General features: G+C 62.5%; 18 protein-coding genes. 14 read left to right on the forward strand and 4 right to left on the reverse strand.

Translation table 11 applies throughout. The features are described from left to right. Nucleotides 1-35 precede the first annotated feature (35 nt). The 4 genes from CQ14_RS22985 to cynS all read left to right on the forward strand — a co-directional run bounded on the left by CQ14_RS22985 (nt 36) and on the right by cynS (nt 3,906). Complete coding sequence (locus CQ14_RS22985; RefSeq protein WP_057860111.1) at nt 36-1,418, forward strand: CmpA/NrtA family ABC transporter substrate-binding protein; 1,383 nt, start codon at nt 36-38, stop codon at nt 1,416-1,418. A 193-nt stretch (nt 1,419-1,611) separates the two neighbouring features. Next, a complete protein-coding gene (gene ntrB / locus CQ14_RS22990; protein ID WP_057860112.1) occupies nt 1,612-2,451 on the forward strand; it encodes a nitrate ABC transporter permease in 840 nt (279 codons plus the stop codon). Between the two features lie 5 nt (nt 2,452-2,456). Continuing rightward, nucleotides 2,457-3,383 (forward strand): ABC transporter ATP-binding protein, encoded by a 927-nt coding sequence (locus CQ14_RS22995; protein WP_057860113.1) that lies wholly within the window; start codon nt 2,457-2,459, stop codon nt 3,381-3,383. Nucleotides 3,384-3,417: 34 nt separating this feature from the next. Continuing rightward, nucleotides 3,418-3,906: a cyanase gene (cynS, locus tag CQ14_RS23000; protein ID WP_057860114.1), complete on the forward strand. Its 489-nt coding sequence runs from the start codon at nt 3,418-3,420 to the stop codon at nt 3,904-3,906. A gap of 136 nt (nt 3,907-4,042) precedes the next feature. Here the strand turns inward: cynS and CQ14_RS23005 are convergent, their stop codons facing one another. After that, on the reverse strand, nt 4,043-4,855 hold the full coding sequence (locus CQ14_RS23005) for an isocitrate lyase/PEP mutase family protein (protein ID WP_057860115.1): 813 nt from the start codon (nt 4,853-4,855) through the stop codon (nt 4,043-4,045). Nucleotides 4,856-4,968: 113 nt separating this feature from the next. Here CQ14_RS23005 and CQ14_RS23010 point away from each other — a divergent pair, with 113 nt between their 5' ends. Next, nucleotides 4,969-5,868 (forward strand): LysR family transcriptional regulator, encoded by a 900-nt coding sequence (locus CQ14_RS23010; protein WP_057860116.1) that lies wholly within the window; start codon nt 4,969-4,971, stop codon nt 5,866-5,868. A gap of 150 nt (nt 5,869-6,018) precedes the next feature. Here CQ14_RS23010 and CQ14_RS23015 read toward each other — a convergent pair whose 3' ends face one another. Beyond that, nucleotides 6,019-6,342 (reverse strand): DUF1476 domain-containing protein, encoded by a 324-nt coding sequence (locus CQ14_RS23015; RefSeq protein ID WP_057860117.1) that lies wholly within the window; start codon nt 6,340-6,342, stop codon nt 6,019-6,021. 317 nt (nt 6,343-6,659) lie between these two features. Between CQ14_RS23015 and purC the strand changes: the two genes are divergently transcribed. The 9 genes from purC to CQ14_RS23065 all read left to right on the forward strand — a co-directional run bounded on the left by purC (nt 6,660) and on the right by CQ14_RS23065 (nt 14,224). Next, nucleotides 6,660-7,427, forward strand: a complete 768-nt coding sequence (gene purC / locus CQ14_RS23020) for a phosphoribosylaminoimidazolesuccinocarboxamide synthase (RefSeq protein ID WP_008974302.1) — start codon at nt 6,660-6,662, stop codon at nt 7,425-7,427. Between the two features lie 21 nt (nt 7,428-7,448). Next, nucleotides 7,449-7,691 carry a phosphoribosylformylglycinamidine synthase subunit PurS gene (purS, locus tag CQ14_RS23025; RefSeq protein WP_057848565.1) on the forward strand — a complete coding sequence of 81 codons (243 nt, stop codon included), beginning with the start codon at nt 7,449-7,451 and terminating at the stop codon, nt 7,689-7,691. Next, complete coding sequence (locus CQ14_RS23030; protein ID WP_057860118.1) at nt 7,688-8,257, forward strand: hypothetical protein; 570 nt, start codon at nt 7,688-7,690, stop codon at nt 8,255-8,257. The genes purS and CQ14_RS23030 overlap by 4 nt, the downstream gene beginning before the upstream one ends. A 43-nt stretch (nt 8,258-8,300) precedes the next feature. After that, on the forward strand, nt 8,301-8,939 hold the full coding sequence (locus tag CQ14_RS23035; protein ID WP_156435313.1) for a hypothetical protein: 639 nt from the start codon (nt 8,301-8,303) through the stop codon (nt 8,937-8,939). Nucleotides 8,940-9,097: 158 nt separating this feature from the next. Beyond that, nucleotides 9,098-9,799, forward strand: coding sequence for a phosphoribosylformylglycinamidine synthase subunit PurQ (purQ, locus tag CQ14_RS23040; protein ID WP_057860120.1), 702 nt, complete (start codon nt 9,098-9,100; stop codon nt 9,797-9,799). After that, a complete protein-coding gene (locus tag CQ14_RS23045; RefSeq protein ID WP_057860121.1) occupies nt 9,796-10,770 on the forward strand; it encodes a tripartite tricarboxylate transporter substrate binding protein BugD in 975 nt (324 codons plus the stop codon). The genes purQ and CQ14_RS23045 overlap by 4 nt, the downstream gene beginning before the upstream one ends. Nucleotides 10,771-11,172: 402 nt before the next feature. Beyond that, entirely contained in the window at nt 11,173-11,634 is a 462-nt protein-coding gene (locus CQ14_RS23055; RefSeq protein ID WP_057860123.1) for a hypothetical protein, read from the forward strand. Nucleotides 11,635-11,771: 137 nt separating this feature from the next. Further along, nucleotides 11,772-12,509 (forward strand): hypothetical protein, encoded by a 738-nt coding sequence (locus tag CQ14_RS23060; protein WP_057860124.1) that lies wholly within the window; start codon nt 11,772-11,774, stop codon nt 12,507-12,509. Between the two features lie 110 nt (nt 12,510-12,619). Next, nucleotides 12,620-14,224, forward strand: a complete 1,605-nt coding sequence (locus CQ14_RS23065) for an ABC transporter substrate-binding protein (protein ID WP_057860125.1) — start codon at nt 12,620-12,622, stop codon at nt 14,222-14,224. A gap of 22 nt (nt 14,225-14,246) precedes the next feature. Here CQ14_RS23065 and CQ14_RS23070 read toward each other — a convergent pair whose 3' ends face one another. Both CQ14_RS23070 and CQ14_RS23075 read right to left on the reverse strand, forming a co-directional pair. Next, a complete protein-coding gene (locus CQ14_RS23070; protein WP_245320461.1) occupies nt 14,247-15,179 on the reverse strand; it encodes a DMT family transporter in 933 nt (310 codons plus the stop codon). Beyond that, a complete protein-coding gene (locus CQ14_RS23075) occupies nt 15,169-15,651 on the reverse strand; it encodes a PaaI family thioesterase (protein ID WP_057860127.1) in 483 nt (160 codons plus the stop codon). The genes CQ14_RS23070 and CQ14_RS23075 overlap by 11 nt, the downstream gene beginning before the upstream one ends. Nucleotides 15,652-15,772 lie beyond the last annotated feature (121 nt).

Consider the following 15,772-nt stretch of genomic DNA (forward strand, 5'->3'; position numbering starts at 1 on the left):
GCTTAATTAGGGGGCAACGTCGCGCAGGAGGGCTGATGTCTACCTTCGACAACCCATTCGATCCGAACCGCCGTCTTCATGCCGGTGGCTGTTCTTGCGGCCGGCACGTCAGCGAAGCCGAGCATCAGGCCGCGCAATTGCAGGCCCAGTCCGCCATTGAGAGCGAGCAAAAACGCTACGAGGGTGTCGTCGCCTCCGCCGTGATGCGGGCGATGTTTCCGCAGGACGTTGCGCGACGCGCATTCCTGAAATCGGTCGGCGCGGCAACCGCCGCCGCGGCGCTATCGCAATTCTTCCCGCTCAAGACCGCGACCGAAGCGTTCGCGCAAGGCGGGCCGCTGGAGAAGAAAGACCTCAAGGTCGGCTTCATCCCGATCACCTGCGCGACGCCGATCATCATGGCGGCCCCGATGGGGTTTTACGCCAAGAACGGCCTCAACGTCGAAGTCATCAAGACGGCCGGCTGGGCGGTCATTCGCGACAAGACGCTGAACAAGGAATACGACGCAGCCCACATGCTGTCGCCGATGCCGCTCGCCATCACCATGGGCGCCGGCTCCAATCCGATTCCCTACACCATGCCGGCGGTCGAGAACATCAACGGCCAGGCGATCACGCTGTCGATCAAGCACAAGGACAAGCGCAATCCGAAGGACTGGAAGGGTTTCAAGTTCGCCGTGCCCTTCGACTATTCGATGCACAACTATCTGCTGCGCTATTATCTCGCCGAGCACGGCCTCGATCCCGATACCGACGTGCAGATCCGCGCGGTGCCGCCGCCGGAAATGGTCGCCAATCTGCGCGCCGACAATATCGACGGCTTTCTCGGGCCCGATCCGATGAACCAGCGTGCCGTGTTCGACGGTGCGGGCTTCATCCACATCCTGACCAAGGATATCTGGGAAGGGCACCCGTGCTGCGCCTTCGCGGCCTCGAAGGAATTCGTCACGACGATGCCGAATACCTATGGCGCGCTGCTCAAGTCGATCATCGAGGCGACGGCGTACGCGCACAAGGCTGAGAACCGCAAGGAGATCGCGAACGCGATCGCGCCGGCCAACTATCTGAACCAACCGCCGATCGTGCTGGAGCAGATCCTGACCGGCACCTTCGCCGACGGTCTCGGCAACATCGTCACCCAGCCGAACCGCGTCGATTTCGATCCGTTCCCGTGGCAGTCGTTTGCGGTCTGGATCATGACCCAGATGAAGCGCTGGGGGCAGATCAAGGGTGACATCGACTATGCCGGCATTGCCGCGCAGGTCTATCTCGCCACCGACGCCACAAGGCTGATGAAGGAAGCGGGGCTGACGCCGCCCACGGCGACGACCAAGAGTTTTTCGGTGATGGGCAAGACTTTCGACCCCGCCAAGCCGGAGGATTATCTGGCCAGCTTCAAGATCAGGAAGGCGTCGTGAGGGCACGGGCGCAACTGCAGTTGCAGCTGTCGTCCCGGCGAACGCCGGGACCCCAGCGCGAGCGCAAATTGCGCTCGTCGCTACGCCGTGCCGCCTTTTTTAGGCATGATGTCAGAAGCCTTCCTTCCTTACTAAGGCCGCAGAGTATGGGTCGCGGCGTTCGGCGGGACGACATGTTGAGGGACTGTCCCCAATGACATTTTCCCTCCGCTTCCGCGCGGCCGTGGTCTCGATCGTGCTGCTGGCCGCCTTCCTCGGCATCTGGCATCTCGCCACGCGTCCGACGGCGGCCGCTACCAACATGTCGCCGGAATACGCCAAGCTGATGGGGCTGACGGCAACGCAAGGCAAATCGGCGATGCCGGGGCCGCTCGATGTCGGCGCCAAATTGTGGGAGCACCTCAGGCAGCCGTTCTACGACAAGGGACCGAACGACAAGGGCCTCGGCATCCAGCTCGGCTATTCCATTGCCCGCGTCGGCCTCGGCTATCTGCTCGCGGTGATGGTCGCGATCCCGCTCGGCTTTCTGATCGGCATGTCGCCTTTGATCAGCAAGGCGCTCGATCCCTTCATCCAGGTGCTGAAACCGATCTCGCCGCTGGCCTGGATGCCGCTCGCGCTCTACACCATCAAGGATTCCTCGATCTCGGCGATCTTCGTGATCTTCATCTGCTCGGTCTGGCCGATGCTGCTCAACACGGCATTCGGGGTGGCGTCGGTGCGCAAGGAGTGGATCAACGTCGCGCGCACGCTGGAGGTCGGCACCGTCAGGCGCGCCTTCACCGTGATCCTGCCGGCCGCGGCGCCGACGATCCTCACCGGCATGCGGATCTCGATCGGCATCGCCTGGCTCGTGATCGTCGCCGCCGAGATGCTCGTCGGCGGCACCGGCATCGGTTACTTCGTCTGGAACGAGTGGAACAACCTCTCGATCACCAACGTCATCATCGCCATTCTCATGATCGGCATCGTCGGCATGCTGCTCGACCAGATCCTGGCGCGGTTCACGCGCATGGTCACCTTCCCGGAATAGCCGTCATGACCGACAAGTTCATTTCCATCGAAGGCATCGCGCGACGTTACCCGGCGGCAGGCGGCGGCGAGACCACGATCTTCGAAGATCTCTGGCTCTCGATGAACCGCGGCGAATTCGGCTGCGTGATCGGTCATTCCGGCTGCGGCAAGACCACAGTCCTGAATATCCTCGCCGGTCTCGACGAGCCCAGCGAAGGCGCGGTCATCGTCGACGGCCAGGCGATTGAAGGCACGAGCCTCGACCGCGCCGTGATCTTCCAGAGCCATGCGTTGCTGCCGTGGCGCACGGTGCTCGGCAACGTCGCCTATGCCGTGACTTCGAAATGGCGCAACTGGGACCGCGCCAGGGTCAGAGCGCATGCGCAGAAGTTCATCGACCTCGTGGGCCTGACCGGCTCCGAGCACAAGCGCCCGTCGGAACTGTCCGGCGGCATGAAGCAGCGCGTCGGCATTGCGCGTGCGCTGTCGATCACGCCAAAGATCATGCTGATGGACGAGCCGTTCTCGGCGCTCGACGCGCTGACGCGCGGCACGCTGCAGGACGAGGTGCGGCGCATTTGCCTGGAGACCGGACAGACCGCGTTCATGATCACGCATGATGTCGACGAGGCGATCTATCTCGCCGACAAGATTTTTCTGATGACCAACGGCCCCGGCGCCGTGCTGGCCGAGATCGTCGAGAACCCGCTGCCGAAGGATCGCGGCCGCATCGACCTGCACCGCCATCCGCTGTACTACGCGCTGCGTAACCACATCGTCGATTTCCTGGTCAGCCGCAGCAAGACGTTTGCGACAACCGTCACCGATCACGATCCGCGCAACGTGCCCGTGGTGCGGCCGGGCAAGCCGGAACTCGTCGTGGCGTCGGCAGGCGAGGACTCAATTGAGGCGTCATGGCCGGGCCTAGCCCGGCCATCCACGTCTTCCTGACAGCAAGCAAGACGTGAATAGAGGAGACACATCCATGAAGCGCGAAGACCTCACCGAAAAGCTGCTCGACATCAAGCGCGAGAAGGGCTGGAGCTGGAAACACATCTGCGAAAAGATCGGCGGCTATTCGGAAGTGCTGATCGTCGGCGCCATCATGGGCCAGATGAAGCTGACGAAGCCGCAGGCCGCCAATGCCGGCGAGCTGTTCGGGCTGTCGAAATCCGAAATCGCAATGCTCAACGAGGTGCCGATGCGCGGCACCGGCACGCCGATGCCGCCGACCGATCCGCTGATCTACCGCTTCTATGAAATGGTGATGGTCAATGGGCCGGCCTGGAAGGCGCTGATCGAGGAGGAATTCGGCGACGGTATCATGTCGGCGATCGATTTCGACATGGCGATCGACCGCGTCGCCAATCCGAAGGGCGACCGGGTCAAGATCACGATGTCCGGCAAATTCCTGCCGTACAAATATTACGGCGCCAGCGGGAATGTGCCGGAGTATGGGTTCAAGGAGGAGTGACGTCCGCCTCCACCGTCATTGCGAGCGGAGCGAAGCAATCCATGCCGCGGCATAACGGAAAGGTGGATTGCCTCGTCGCTTCGCTCCCTTGCGCAAACGCCTTGCGTTTGTCGCAGGCAATGANCGGAGAGAGCGGTCACCCGAACGCCGCCCTGACTTCCGCGATCGGCGCCATCTCGCGCACATAGGTGAACGCACCACGCTCCTTCATCTCGCGCGCACACTTTAAGAACGCCGCCAGTGCGTACCGCTCCATGGCGCCGCCGACGCTGATGCGCTTGACGCCGGCTTCGGATAGGTGCGGCACGGTCAGCGTCGGATCGGCAAAGCCCATCACCAGGTTGAACGGCTTGCCGACCGACGACACCACGGTGCGGATCGTCTCGAGGTCGTACAGGCCGGGGGAATACAAAACGTCTGCGCCGACGGCCTCGAACGCCTGCAGCCGCTTGATGGTGTCGTCGAGATCCTTGCGGCCGTGCAGGAAATTTTCCGCGCGCGCAGTCAGTGTGAACGGGAATGGGAGCGCGCGTGCCGCTTCGACCGCCGCCTGCACGCGCTCGACCGCAAGCGAGAAATCGTAGATCGGCTTGCGAGCGTCGCCGGTCGAATCCTCGATCGAGCCGCCGACAACGCCGGCTTCGGCCGCGCGCGTGATCGCTTTTGCCGCGGTGTTCGGATCGTCGGCGCCGCAATTTTCCAGGTCGGCGCTGACGGGCAGGTCGGTCGCTTCCGCAATCGCCCGGCAATTCTCGATGATGGCGTCCAGGCTGACAGTCCTGCTGCCGAGCGTGTTGGCAAGGCCGAGGCTCGTGGTCGCGAGCGCCTCAAAGCCCATCGCGGCGAGCAGTTTTGCCGTGCCGGCGTCCCAGGGATTGGGGATGATGAACGCGCCGGGCCGCGCATGCAGCGCGCGAAACGCTTCGGCTTTTTCCATCTGACTTCGCATCGTTAGCTCCGCTCGGTTTGTCGGTCCGGTCGGACGCAAAACTAGCGGGCTGTCGCCCATCAGCCAAATTTGTTATTTCTCTGGACATCATCAGCTTCTTGCATGGGTCTGACATGGACAGCGATGCGCTTCTGACCTTTCTGACCGTTCATCGCCGCGGCGGCATTTCGAGCGCGGCCAAGGCGCTGCACCGCTCGCAGCCGGCGATCTCGCGGCGTATTGCGCTATTGGAGCAGGAACTCGGCGTGCCGCTGTTCGAGCGGATTGCGAGCCGAACCATGCTGAGCGATGCGGGGCGGGTGCTCGTGCCCTATGCCGAACGCGCGGTCGCCGCTGCACAGGATGCGGAGAATGCTGTTCGCGCGCTGGCGCAACCCAATTCGGGACCGGTCGTGCTTGCCGTGGTCGGCACGCTTGCCGGTGGGCGGCTCTCGGCGGTTCTCAAACGGTTTGCGGCCGCCCATCCGCAGGTGGAGTTGAGCTTGCGAACGGCAACCAGCGCGGAGGTCAGCGATATGGTCCGCCGCGGCGAAGCGACCATCGGCCTGCGCTACGACCGAGACCGCTCGCGCGATCTGGATTGCGAGTTGCTGGTCACCGAAAGGCTGCAGGTCGTCTGCGCGCTCGATCATCCGCGCGCCGGCCGGCGCGTCGCGAAGCTCGCGGATCTCAGCGGCGAGCGCTGGATCGCCTTTCCGATTGTGCCGGGCAGACGCGAAATCACCGCCGCGCATGTCTTTGCGCTGTTTGGCCTGGGCGAAATCGAGTGGACGCCCGTGGACAGCCTGACCGCGCAGAAGCGGCTGGTCGAGGCGGGACTTGGTGTTGCGCTATTATCCGAGAGCAACGCCGCCGAAGAGTTGCGCCACAAGACGATCGCGACCATCGGCGTCGGCGATCTCAAGGCGAACCACGATGTGGTGACGGTGACGCGCCGCGGCGGCTTCCTGAGCGCGGCGGCGCGGCGGTTAATGGAGATTGTTGGAAAGGAATATCGGGGGACGCGATCTTAGAGATGCGGTTGGGCATTCCCGCCGTCATTGCGAGCGCAGCGAAGCAATCCATGTTGCCGCAAGTGGAGGAATGGATTGCTTCGTTGCTTTGCTCCCTTGCCCAAACGCTTTGCGTTTGTCGCAGGCAATGACGGAGGAGCCAGAATGGGCTCAGTTCCCCGCCTTCACCTGGGCGACCGCTGCCGCCATCAGCTCATCCATCTTGGCGCGCACTTCCGGCGCCGAAATGGCGACGCCCTTGGCGGCAAAATCCTTCACCACCTTGTTCTGGACGTCCTGGTCGCCGGCTTCCTCGAAGTCGGCCGCGACCACTTCCTTGGAGTAGTCGGTGGCGGCGTCGCCGGTCAGGCCGAGTTTTTCCGCTGCCCAAAGACCGAGCAGCCTGTTGCGGCGCGCCTCAGCCTTGAACTTCTGCTCCTCGTCGAGGGCGAATTTCTTCTCAAAACCTTCCTCGCGCTTGTCGAAAGTGCTCATTCTTCGGTTCCAATCCCCGGAAATGGTAAGCGGGGCCGCGTTGTCGCAGCCCGGTGGACTACCTAGATAGAGGGGGCGAATCGGTAAAACAACGGGCCGTTAGGCCGCAGGCAATCGGGATAAGTTGGCCTCAATCGGGCCGGGTCGATTGTGCTGGATGGGCCAATCGGATAGGTTGCCATCAGGCGAGGTTCTTGTTCTGTTTCCGGTCGTTATTGTTCGGGATCTGGCCTTCACGGCAGCTCCGTCGTGGTCGCAAACCCTTGTCATCCGGAGCATCCAATCTCATGGATTTCAACAAAACACGGTACATCCCAATGAGCCGTCGACGCCGTATTTATGAAGGCAAGGCCAAGGTCCTGTATGAAGGCCCGGAGCCGGGAACCCTGATTCAGCACTTCAAGGATGATGCGACCGCGTTCAATGCCAAGAAACACCAGGTGATCGAGGGCAAGGGCGTCCTCAACAACCGGATTTCGGAGTACCTGTTTCAGCACCTCAACGACATCGGGGTGCCGACCCATTTCATCCGCCGCCTCAATATGCGCGAGCAGTTGATTCGCGAGGTCGAGATCGTGCCGCTCGAAGTGGTGGTGCGGAACGTCGCCGCCGGCTCGCTGTCGCAGCGCCTCGGCATCGAGGAGGGCACCCAGCTGCCGCGCTCGATCATCGAGTTCTATTACAAGAACGACCAGCTCAACGACCCCATGGTGTCGGAAGAGCACATCACGGCCTTCGGCTGGGCGACGCCGCAGGAAATCGACGACATCATGGCGCTCGCCATCCGCGTCAACGACTTCCTCACCGGTCTCTTCCTCGGCATCGGCATCCGTCTGGTCGATTTCAAGATGGAATGCGGCCGGCTGTTCGAGAACGAGATGATGCGGATCATCGTCGCCGACGAGATCTCGCCCGACTCGTGCCGGCTGTGGGACATCAAGTCGAACGAGAAGCTCGACAAGGACCGTTTCCGCCGTGACCTCGGCGGTCTCTTGGAGGCCTATACCGAAGTGGCGAAACGCCTGGGCATTCTGATGGAGAACGAGCGTCCGGCCGGTTCGGGTCCGGTGCTGGTGAAGAGCTAAAGAAGAACTGGGGCAAGTCTCGTGAAGGCACGCGTTACCGTTACGTTGAAATCCGGAATTCTTGATCCGCAGGGCAAGGCCATCGAAGGCGCGCTGAAATCGCTCGGCGTCGATGGCGTTGCCAGCGTCCGTCAGGGCAAGGTGTTCGATATCGAACTGTCAGGCGCCGACAAGGCCAAGGCCGAGGCGGCACTGAAAGATGCCGCCGACAAGCTGTTGGCGAACACCGTGATCGAGAACTACCGGGTTGAGCTCTTGGGATGAGGGCACGGCTCGTCGTTCTGTCCGCGGTCATTCTCGCGCTGCTTTCTCCCTTGCCCGCCATGGCGCAAGCGCCGGGCTCTACCAAGGTCGTGCTCCGCAATCCTGACGTGGCGAAGTGGGCCGGCCGCAACAATTTTCTCAGCACCAGCGCCAGCGAGTTCACGTGCCGCCCGCTCGCATGTCCTGCGCCTTCCAAGGTGACGGCGAAAATCTCGGCCAGCCCGACGCGAAGTCCCGACCGTCAGGCATTGGCGAAATATGCCAGCCAGACTATCCCGGCGGCGGTCGAACAGGCCAACCTGAATGTGGCTTCCAGCCTGGCGCCGGGTCGCAAGATCGAGCGGCTTTCCAGCACGGCCACCGAGATACGCGGCTATCCGTCGATCTCGCAGGAGATGCGCTTCGTCGGCGGACAAGAGCCTGTCTACATGAGCAAGGTGACCATGTTCGTGAAATCGGCGCTGGTCGATATCGCCTCCTACTCACCGTCGCGCGAGACCGCGCGGCGTAATCGCGACCTGTTTGTCGGCGCGATGCAGGTCGAGGACGTTCCGATACGTCAATAAGTCCCGCCAAGGGCTAGCCTATCCCGCTATCCGGAACTATAGGTTGGATGGGGTGGCCGGACAGGCCAAGGTTGCGGGCGGGGCTTCGATGGGGTTGGGGAAAGTTGTGTTTCGGCTGGCGGTCATCGCCGCGGCCACGATTGGGCTTGCCGGCTGTATGACGGCTGCCGTTGGGCCGGAGAACCCGGGCACCAAGGTTCGGGGGAAAGCGCCTGATCCGCAAAAATGGGTCGGCAGCCAGAATTTTGGTGACAAGCGCTGGGTCTATCGCTGCCGGCCGCTGGCATGCCCGGAATTGTCGATGGTCTCTATCCGAACGTCACAGAGCCCGACACGCAGCCCCGATCCGCAGGCCCTGCAGAAATTCGCGCAGGAGAATGCCCAGCGGGAGATGACCCAGGCGGAGCAGGCTCCGGCCGATGGCGGGAGTAACCGGGTGCGAGATCTCTCGCTGCTTTCTTCCCGCGTCGCCAATGTGAAGGACTTTCCGGCCGTCCATTGGGAATATCGCGGCAGCTCAGCCGACAACAAGACGGTCTATATCGTCCGCAAGATGGTGTTCGCCGGCAACAGTGTCATCGACATCATTTCCTCATCCCTTGGCCTTGAGGTTGCCCGTCGCAACAGCAACGATTTCATCGGTGTCATGGAGATCGAGGACTTTGCCCCACCGGCGCGATAGCAAGGCATGAAATCGGCGGCGTGGGCGGTTCCTGTGGTTGGAGGCCTTCATGCCTCGCCTGTTCAAAGTTCGGCGTCTGACGGTAGCGCCGGACGGCAGAAAAGCATATGTAGTTAGCGCCACCCGTTCGCTCTGCCGCCTGAAACCCCGGTAACGCCATGAAATCAGCCGTTCTCGTCTTTCCCGGAATCAACCGCGAGCGCGACATGGCGCGCGCCCTCAAACTGGCCTCCGGCCAGGAGGCGGCGATGGTCTGGCATGCGGAGACCGAATTGCCCAAGGGTACCGATCTCGTGGTGGTGCCCGGCGGGTTCTCCTACGGCGATTACCTGCGCTGCGGCGCGATTGCCGCGCGCGCGCCTGTCATGGACGCGGTGCGCAAGCATGCGGCCGATGGCGGGCTGGTGCTCGGCGTCTGCAACGGGTTTCAGATCCTCTGCGAAGCGGGGCTGCTGCCGGGCGTGTTGATGCGCAACGCGAGGCTGAAATTCATCTGCAAGGACGTTCACCTGCGGGTCGAACGTTCCGATACGCCGTTCACGCGCGGCTACAATGCCGGGCAGGTCATCCGCGTGCCGGTCGCCCACGGCGAGGGCAACTACGAAGCCGACGAGGAGACGGTGAAGCGGCTCGAGAGCGAGGGGCGGGTGCTCTACCGCTACTGCTCCCCTGAGGGCGTGGTCGACGAGGAGTCCAACATCAACGGCGCGGCGGATTCAATCGCCGGCATCGTCAACGAGCGCGGCAATGTGCTCGGCATGATGCCGCACCCGGAAAACCACGTCGAAGACATCATGGGCTGCACCGACGGCCGCGGGTTGTTCGCGGGCCTTGCCGCGCATCTGGAAAAAGCCGCGTGAATTCATTCATTGGGAAATTGGCGGTCGCGCTGGCGGCGCTGTCTCTGGCGACTGCCGCGCATGCGCAGGACTATCCCAAGCGTCCCATCAGCATGATCGTGCCGTTCGCGGCCGGCGGCACGTCCGACGTGATCGCGCGCGTCGTGGCCGAGGAGATGAGCAAGTCGCTCGGCCAGCCGATCGTGATCGAGAACGTCGCGGGCGCCGGTGGCTCGACCGCGCTGACGCGTGCCGCGCGCGCGGAAGGCGACGGCTACACCATCGCGATCGGCAATGCCGGCACCAGCGCCGCGACCTACACGATCTATCCGAAACTGCCGTTCACGCCGGAATCATTCCTGCCGATCGCAGTGGTGGCAAAAACCTTCGGCATCGTGGCGCTACGCAAGGATTTCCCGGCGAAGAACCTGCAGGAATTCATCGCCTATGCGAAGAAGAATCCCGGCAAGGTCAATTTCGGCCATGCCGGCGTCGGCTCCTCGAATTTCCTGATCTGCAAGAGTTTTGTGCAGGCCGCCGGCATCGAGGTCCAGCTGGTCGGTTATCGCGGCGCGGCGCCGGCGCTGACGGATGCGATCGGCGGCCAGATCGACGGCGTCTGTGATTCCGCCGCCTCAGTGTCGCAGGCAATCGACGACAAGCTCGTGAGGGGCCTCGTGGTCGGCTCGACGGTGCGGCTCGCGACCTTGCCCGATCTGCCGACCTCGGCAGAAGCCGGGCTTCCCGATTTCGAGGCGCAGGGCTGGAACGGCCTGTTCGCGCCGAAGGGCACGCCGCCTGCAGTGATTGCGAAGCTGAACGCCGCGGCGAAGACCGCTGTTGAGAGCGAGGCGGTGAAGAAGCGTTTCCACGATCTCTCCACCGTCGCCCCAGATTCCAATGAGCACGGGAGTGAAGTGCTCGGGCAGTTGGTGACACGCGACGTCGACAAATACAGGAAGCTGCTAGCCGATCAAAAGGATCAGAAGTAAGCTCGTAAGAGGCGGAAGTGCTTAAGCCTTGGAAGGATATCGCTGCCTTTTACAGAGACCTCGTTAGCGGAGGGACGCAGCTCCAAGGGATGATGCATCTAGTCGAGCAGATCGATGTGTCGCGCTATGCAACGGGAATATTTGGCGAGACCTCCATGCATGACCTTTGTGTCATGCAGACTGCCGGTGCGTTTCCGTTGGGACCGTATCTCAGGATTTCTCCCCGATTCGATGGAACTGTCGAATTCCGATATGTCGACACGCATGTCACCACGAGGCAATGGCATCGGGTGGTCAAAGACGAGGACGTCTTCGCGAGGCTAGTCGGGTTCTTTGACCAATTGCACTGGTTCGCTTCTGAGCATTCAAAATCATAACGACCTGATGATTAGTGTCTGCGAGATGAAAAAGCCCCGCTTGAAGCGGGGCTTTTTGTTGTCTGCCTGTTATCTGCCAGTCGGTGAGCCAGGGCCTGTCGGCGCGATTGTCGAGCCGCTGGGCGAGGGGTTGATGAGCGTGTTGCCGGATGGGTTCAGCCCGCTGTTCCGCCCAGCAGCCGCACTGCCGGCGTCATTGCTCATGCCGGTGCTCGGATTGGTACCCGTGGCGCTGCCGGTGGTCGTTCCGCTGGTGGACGGCCCTGTCGCCGCGCCACTCGTCGCCGCGCCGCCCGCGCCCGAACTTCCGCCCGCAGAGCCGCTGCCGGACTGCGCGAATGCGACAGTGCCTGTGAATGCCAGCGTGGTCGCCAATCCCAATGCTGCGAGTTTCATGACTGCTCCTTTTCTTGTTGCGCTGGAGGCCAACGAGGTCCCGCCAGACCGCGTTCCCTTCTGCCGATCACAGATCCTTGCTGTCCGCTGAAAGTGGCCGCAGCGCCACAAGTGTGAAATCGCAGCGACATATTCGTGTCCAGTCACAACTGAAGATTGTCTGATTGAACTTGCCGCGCTATCAAGGCCACTAAGGACCGTCCGCCCGGTTTGACTGGAAATGCCCGCATGCCCGTTGCTCTCGTTGTTTTGCTGCTCGACCTCACCCTGATCTGGCACGCATCGAAGACCGGGCGCTTGCAGCCCTGGGCTTTCATCATCCTGATGATCCCGCTGGTCGGCGCGCTCGCCTACATCGTCGTCGAATTGATCCCGGAATGGTTTGGCAGCCCCGGCGCGCAACTGGCGCGCAAGCGGGTGGCCGACAGGCTCGATCCGGAAAAGCGCTATCGCGAGCTGCGCGACCGGCTCGCCGGCACCGACACCATTGCGAACCGGGAGGTGCTTGCAGCCGAATGCCTGAAGGTCGGGCGCTTCGACGAAGCCGAGCGGCACTTCGATCACATCCTCACGCTGCCGATGGGGCGCGAGCCGGTCTATGCGCTCGGGAAAGCGCAGGCGCAATTTGGTCTCACCCGCCCGGCGGATGTGCTCGCGACACTGGATGATCTGAAAGCGCACTGGCCTGATTTCGAATCGGCCGAGGGGCATCTGCTCTACGCCCGGGCGTTGGCGGAGGTCGGACGTATCGACGAGGCGCTCGACGAATATCATGCGCTATCAGCTTATTTTCCCGGTGCCGAGGCCAAGGTGCGTTACGGCATGCTGCTGAGCATGACGGGGCGTACCGCCGAAGCCAGGATCGTGTTCAACGAATTGCTGCTCTCGATGCGGCGCGCGCCGAAATATCTGCGCGATGCGCAGGCGGAGTGGCTTGCGATCGCCGAAAAGCAATTGTCGGCCTGATCCGACAGGGAACCGGCGGCATCTTCGCCACGCCATCTGGCGTGAAACTTGCTGGTACTTCCTCCTGATCCGCAGTGCGGATTTTCCAATCCTTGGACGGGAGGAATATCATGCTCATTCGCAAGGCATCCTGCGTGACTGCGCTTGCGGCAGCGATACTGGCGTCGCCTCCGGCGAGGGCAGAGGCCACACTGCGCATCGCCATGACGGCGTCCGATATCCCGACGGCGACCGGGCTGCCCAACAACGGTTTTGAAGGCATGCGCTTCCTCGGCTATCCGATCTTCGAAGGATTGGTGCTGTGGGATCTGACGCGAACCGACAAATTGGCGGGCTTGCGTCCGGGGCTGGCGGAGAAATGGGAGCAGGACCCGGCGGACAACAAGACCTGGATTTTCCATCTGCGCCGCGGCGTGAAATTCCACGACGGCACGGATTTCAACGCCGACGCCGTGATCTGGAATCTTGACCGCTATTTCAACAACAACAGCCCGCAATTCGAGCCGCCGAGTTCGGCGATGTCGCGGGCGCGCGTTCCGATCATGGGGTCCTACAACAAGATTGATGACGAAACCGTCGCGATCACCACGACCAAGCCGGCCTCGTATTTCCCGTATATGGCGGTCTATCTCCTGTTCACCTCGCCGACTTCGTTCGAGAAGGCCGGCCGGGATTGGACCAAGGTCGCGACCTTGCCGGCGGCCGGCACCGGGCCGTTCCGCATCACGAAAGTCGTGCCGCGGCAGGAGGCCGATCTGGCGCGCTGGGAGGGCTATTGGGACTCCGGCAAAATGGCGAAGGTCGACAATGTCGTGCTGATGCCGATCCCTGAGGCAAACTCGCGACTGGCCGCGCTGCGCTCGGGGCAGGTCGACTGGATCGAAGTGCCTCCGCCCGATGGCCTCGCCTCGCTGAAATCGGCCGGTTTCACCATCACCACGGGTTCGTACCCGCATGTCTGGCCGTGGTTCTACAACATCGGTGCGACCAACAGCCCGTTCAAGGACGTGAAGGTTCGCCAGGCGCTGAACTATTGCATCGATCGGGAAGGGCTGGTGGCGCTGCTCAACGGGACCGCGGAGCCCTCTGTCGGCTGGCTCAAGTCCGCCGATCCCGATTTCGGCTCCCCGGTCAATCGCTACAAGTACGACCCCACCAAGGGCAAGACGCTGCTGGCCGAAGCCGGCTACACGGCGGCAAAGCCGTTGTCGTTCAAGGCGATGATCTCGAATTCCGGCTCGGGGCAAATGCTGCCGCTTCCAATGAACGAATTCCTGCAGCAGAATTTGAAAGAGGCTTGCGGCGTGAACGTCGAATTCAATGTGATCGAGTGGCAGGTACTGCTGACCGCCGCCCGCGCCACGCCGGATAGTCCCAATCTGCAGGGCGCCATGGTACTCAATATCAGTTCGCCGTCCTCCGATGCCGGCGTCATGGCGCGCTATTTCTCGTCAGCCAATTTTTCGCCGAACGGTTTCAATTTCGAGCAGTGGAAGGACGACGACTTCGACGAGGCGCTGAAGACGATTTCGGAGGCCACCGATCCGAAGGCGATCTCGGCCGCCTATCGCAAGGCCCATGAGCGTCTCGTCGACAACCCGCCCTGGCTCTTTATCGTCCACGATCTCAACCCCCGCGCGATGAGCCCGAAGATCAAAGGGTTCGTCTCGCCGCAATCCTGGTTCGTCGATCTGACACTGGTCAGCCTGCAATAGCTGGCCGGGTTGGCGACGCGGCTTACCGGGAACGGAACCGGTTGATCCATCTTCCATACTGCTTGCTCGGAATGGTCATCGCGGCGACGCCGGCCATCACAAGCACGAGACCAAGCGCGAGATTGGCTGGCACGGCTTCGCCGAGCAGCAGCACCGACAGGCCGACGCCGATCGGAATGCGCAAATAACCCTGTGCGTTGGTGGTCAGCGTGCCGAGCCGCGTCAGGCACATGTAGAACAGCATCAGCCCGAAGGCGCTGGAGACGATCCCCATCGCGGCGGTCGCGACCAGCGCTTCAGTCGTCGGCCGCAAGGTCCAGGGATGATCGATGATGAGCGCGAACGGCAACAGCACCGTGCCACCGAACAGGAGCGAGCCCGCGGCCACCACCATGGGGTCGTAGTCCGTCAGCCGCAACCCGAAGATCGTGGCGCATGCAAACGAGATGGTGGCGATCAGGATGACGATCTCGGCCAGGATGTTGGCATCGAGCGTTGAGAGCGCGTCGAGGCCGATAATCAAGGCCGTGCCGGCCAGGCCCAGGATGGCGCCGATCAGCTTCAGTAGCGTCGCCGGCTCATGCCGCGTGATGCCCCAGGTGATAAGAAACGCGAAGATCGGCGTCGTCGAGGCCAGCACGACGGTATTCGATGCCGGCACGTATTGCTGCGCCCAGGTGATCAGCAGAAACGGCAGTGTGGAATTGATGGTCTGTTGCTGCGCGAACAGCTTCCAGGCCCTGGCGTCCACGGGCATCCGCACGCCACGCACGCGCAGGACCGCGAACAGAAACGCCGCCGCGATCAGGGAGCGCGCCGAGATGAAGGTGATCGGCGGGATCGAGCCGAGGCCGATCTTGGTCAGCGGATAGGTCGAGCTCCAGCAGCACGCCAGCGCGAGCAGCAACGCATAGTCGCGCCAGCCGCGACGGGGCTGTGGCGCTTCAGGTGGCAACGGCGTCCGCAGGCTTCTTCCGTTTCACCCGCTTGATGGTACCGGAGAAGGTGAACAGCGACCGTTCGCCGGATTTCAAGATGCCCCGCACGAAGATCAGCGAGCCGCCGGCGCGGGTCACTTCGCCGGTGCACTCGACCAGCTCGCCCTCACGGGCGGCATCGAGGAACTCGCTCGCGAACGACACGGTGACGGCCGGTCCCTGCAGCACGGCGCCAGCGAGCGCGAACAGGCAGTAATCGGCAAACGTCATGAAGCAGCCGCCGTGGACGTTGCCGGAGCCGTTGAGGTGTTTTTGCGCGACCCGGAACGCACAGGTGATACGGCCGTTCTCATCCATCCGGTGGTAGAACGGGCCGGCATGGGTCTCGAAATGGTCGCGTTTCCAAGTCCGCCAGCCCTTGAATTCGCCCTCGGTTTCGACGTGGAGGTCTGGGCGGAGGTCGAATGCGGTCTTGGCAAGCTGGTTCACGAAATCTGGCCTTCAATTGTCGGTTTGGGTCCTTAAATCCGATCCATCCCCGCAGTGCAAACGCCGATCCTGCAAGGCACCCCGCGCAAAGCTCTGGACAGGGCAAAAATGCCCCCTAAAA

Origin of the sequence: Bradyrhizobium lablabi (assembly GCF_001440475.1) — a bacterium.
Taxonomy (GTDB): Bacteria; Pseudomonadota; Alphaproteobacteria; order Rhizobiales; family Xanthobacteraceae; genus Bradyrhizobium; species Bradyrhizobium lablabi.

What these genes read in the sequence shown, in the direction of transcription:
- CQ14_RS22985 (WP_057860111.1), top strand. Translation starts at nt 36, where the DNA reads ATGTCTACCTTCGACAACCCATTCGATCCGAACCGCCGTCTTCATGCC.
- ntrB (WP_057860112.1), top strand. Translation starts at nt 1,612, where the DNA reads ATGACATTTTCCCTCCGCTTCCGCGCGGCCGTGGTCTCGATCGTGCTG.
- CQ14_RS22995 (WP_057860113.1), top strand. Translation starts at nt 2,457, where the DNA reads ATGACCGACAAGTTCATTTCCATCGAAGGCATCGCGCGACGTTACCCG.
- cynS (WP_057860114.1), top strand. Translation starts at nt 3,418, where the DNA reads ATGAAGCGCGAAGACCTCACCGAAAAGCTGCTCGACATCAAGCGCGAG.
- CQ14_RS23005 (WP_057860115.1), bottom strand. Translation starts at nt 4,855, where the DNA reads ATGCGAAGTCAGATGGAAAAAGCCGAAGCGTTTCGCGCGCTGCATGCG.
- CQ14_RS23010 (WP_057860116.1), top strand. Translation starts at nt 4,969, where the DNA reads ATGGACAGCGATGCGCTTCTGACCTTTCTGACCGTTCATCGCCGCGGC.
- CQ14_RS23015 (WP_057860117.1), bottom strand. Translation starts at nt 6,342, where the DNA reads ATGAGCACTTTCGACAAGCGCGAGGAAGGTTTTGAGAAGAAATTCGCC.
- purC (WP_008974302.1), top strand. Translation starts at nt 6,660, where the DNA reads ATGAGCCGTCGACGCCGTATTTATGAAGGCAAGGCCAAGGTCCTGTAT.
- CQ14_RS23030 (WP_057860118.1), top strand. Translation starts at nt 7,688, where the DNA reads ATGAGGGCACGGCTCGTCGTTCTGTCCGCGGTCATTCTCGCGCTGCTT.
- purQ (WP_057860120.1), top strand. Translation starts at nt 9,098, where the DNA reads ATGAAATCAGCCGTTCTCGTCTTTCCCGGAATCAACCGCGAGCGCGAC.
- CQ14_RS23055 (WP_057860123.1), top strand. Translation starts at nt 11,173, where the DNA reads ATGAAAAAGCCCCGCTTGAAGCGGGGCTTTTTGTTGTCTGCCTGTTAT.
- CQ14_RS23060 (WP_057860124.1), top strand. Translation starts at nt 11,772, where the DNA reads ATGCCCGTTGCTCTCGTTGTTTTGCTGCTCGACCTCACCCTGATCTGG.
- CQ14_RS23065 (WP_057860125.1), top strand. Translation starts at nt 12,620, where the DNA reads ATGCTCATTCGCAAGGCATCCTGCGTGACTGCGCTTGCGGCAGCGATA.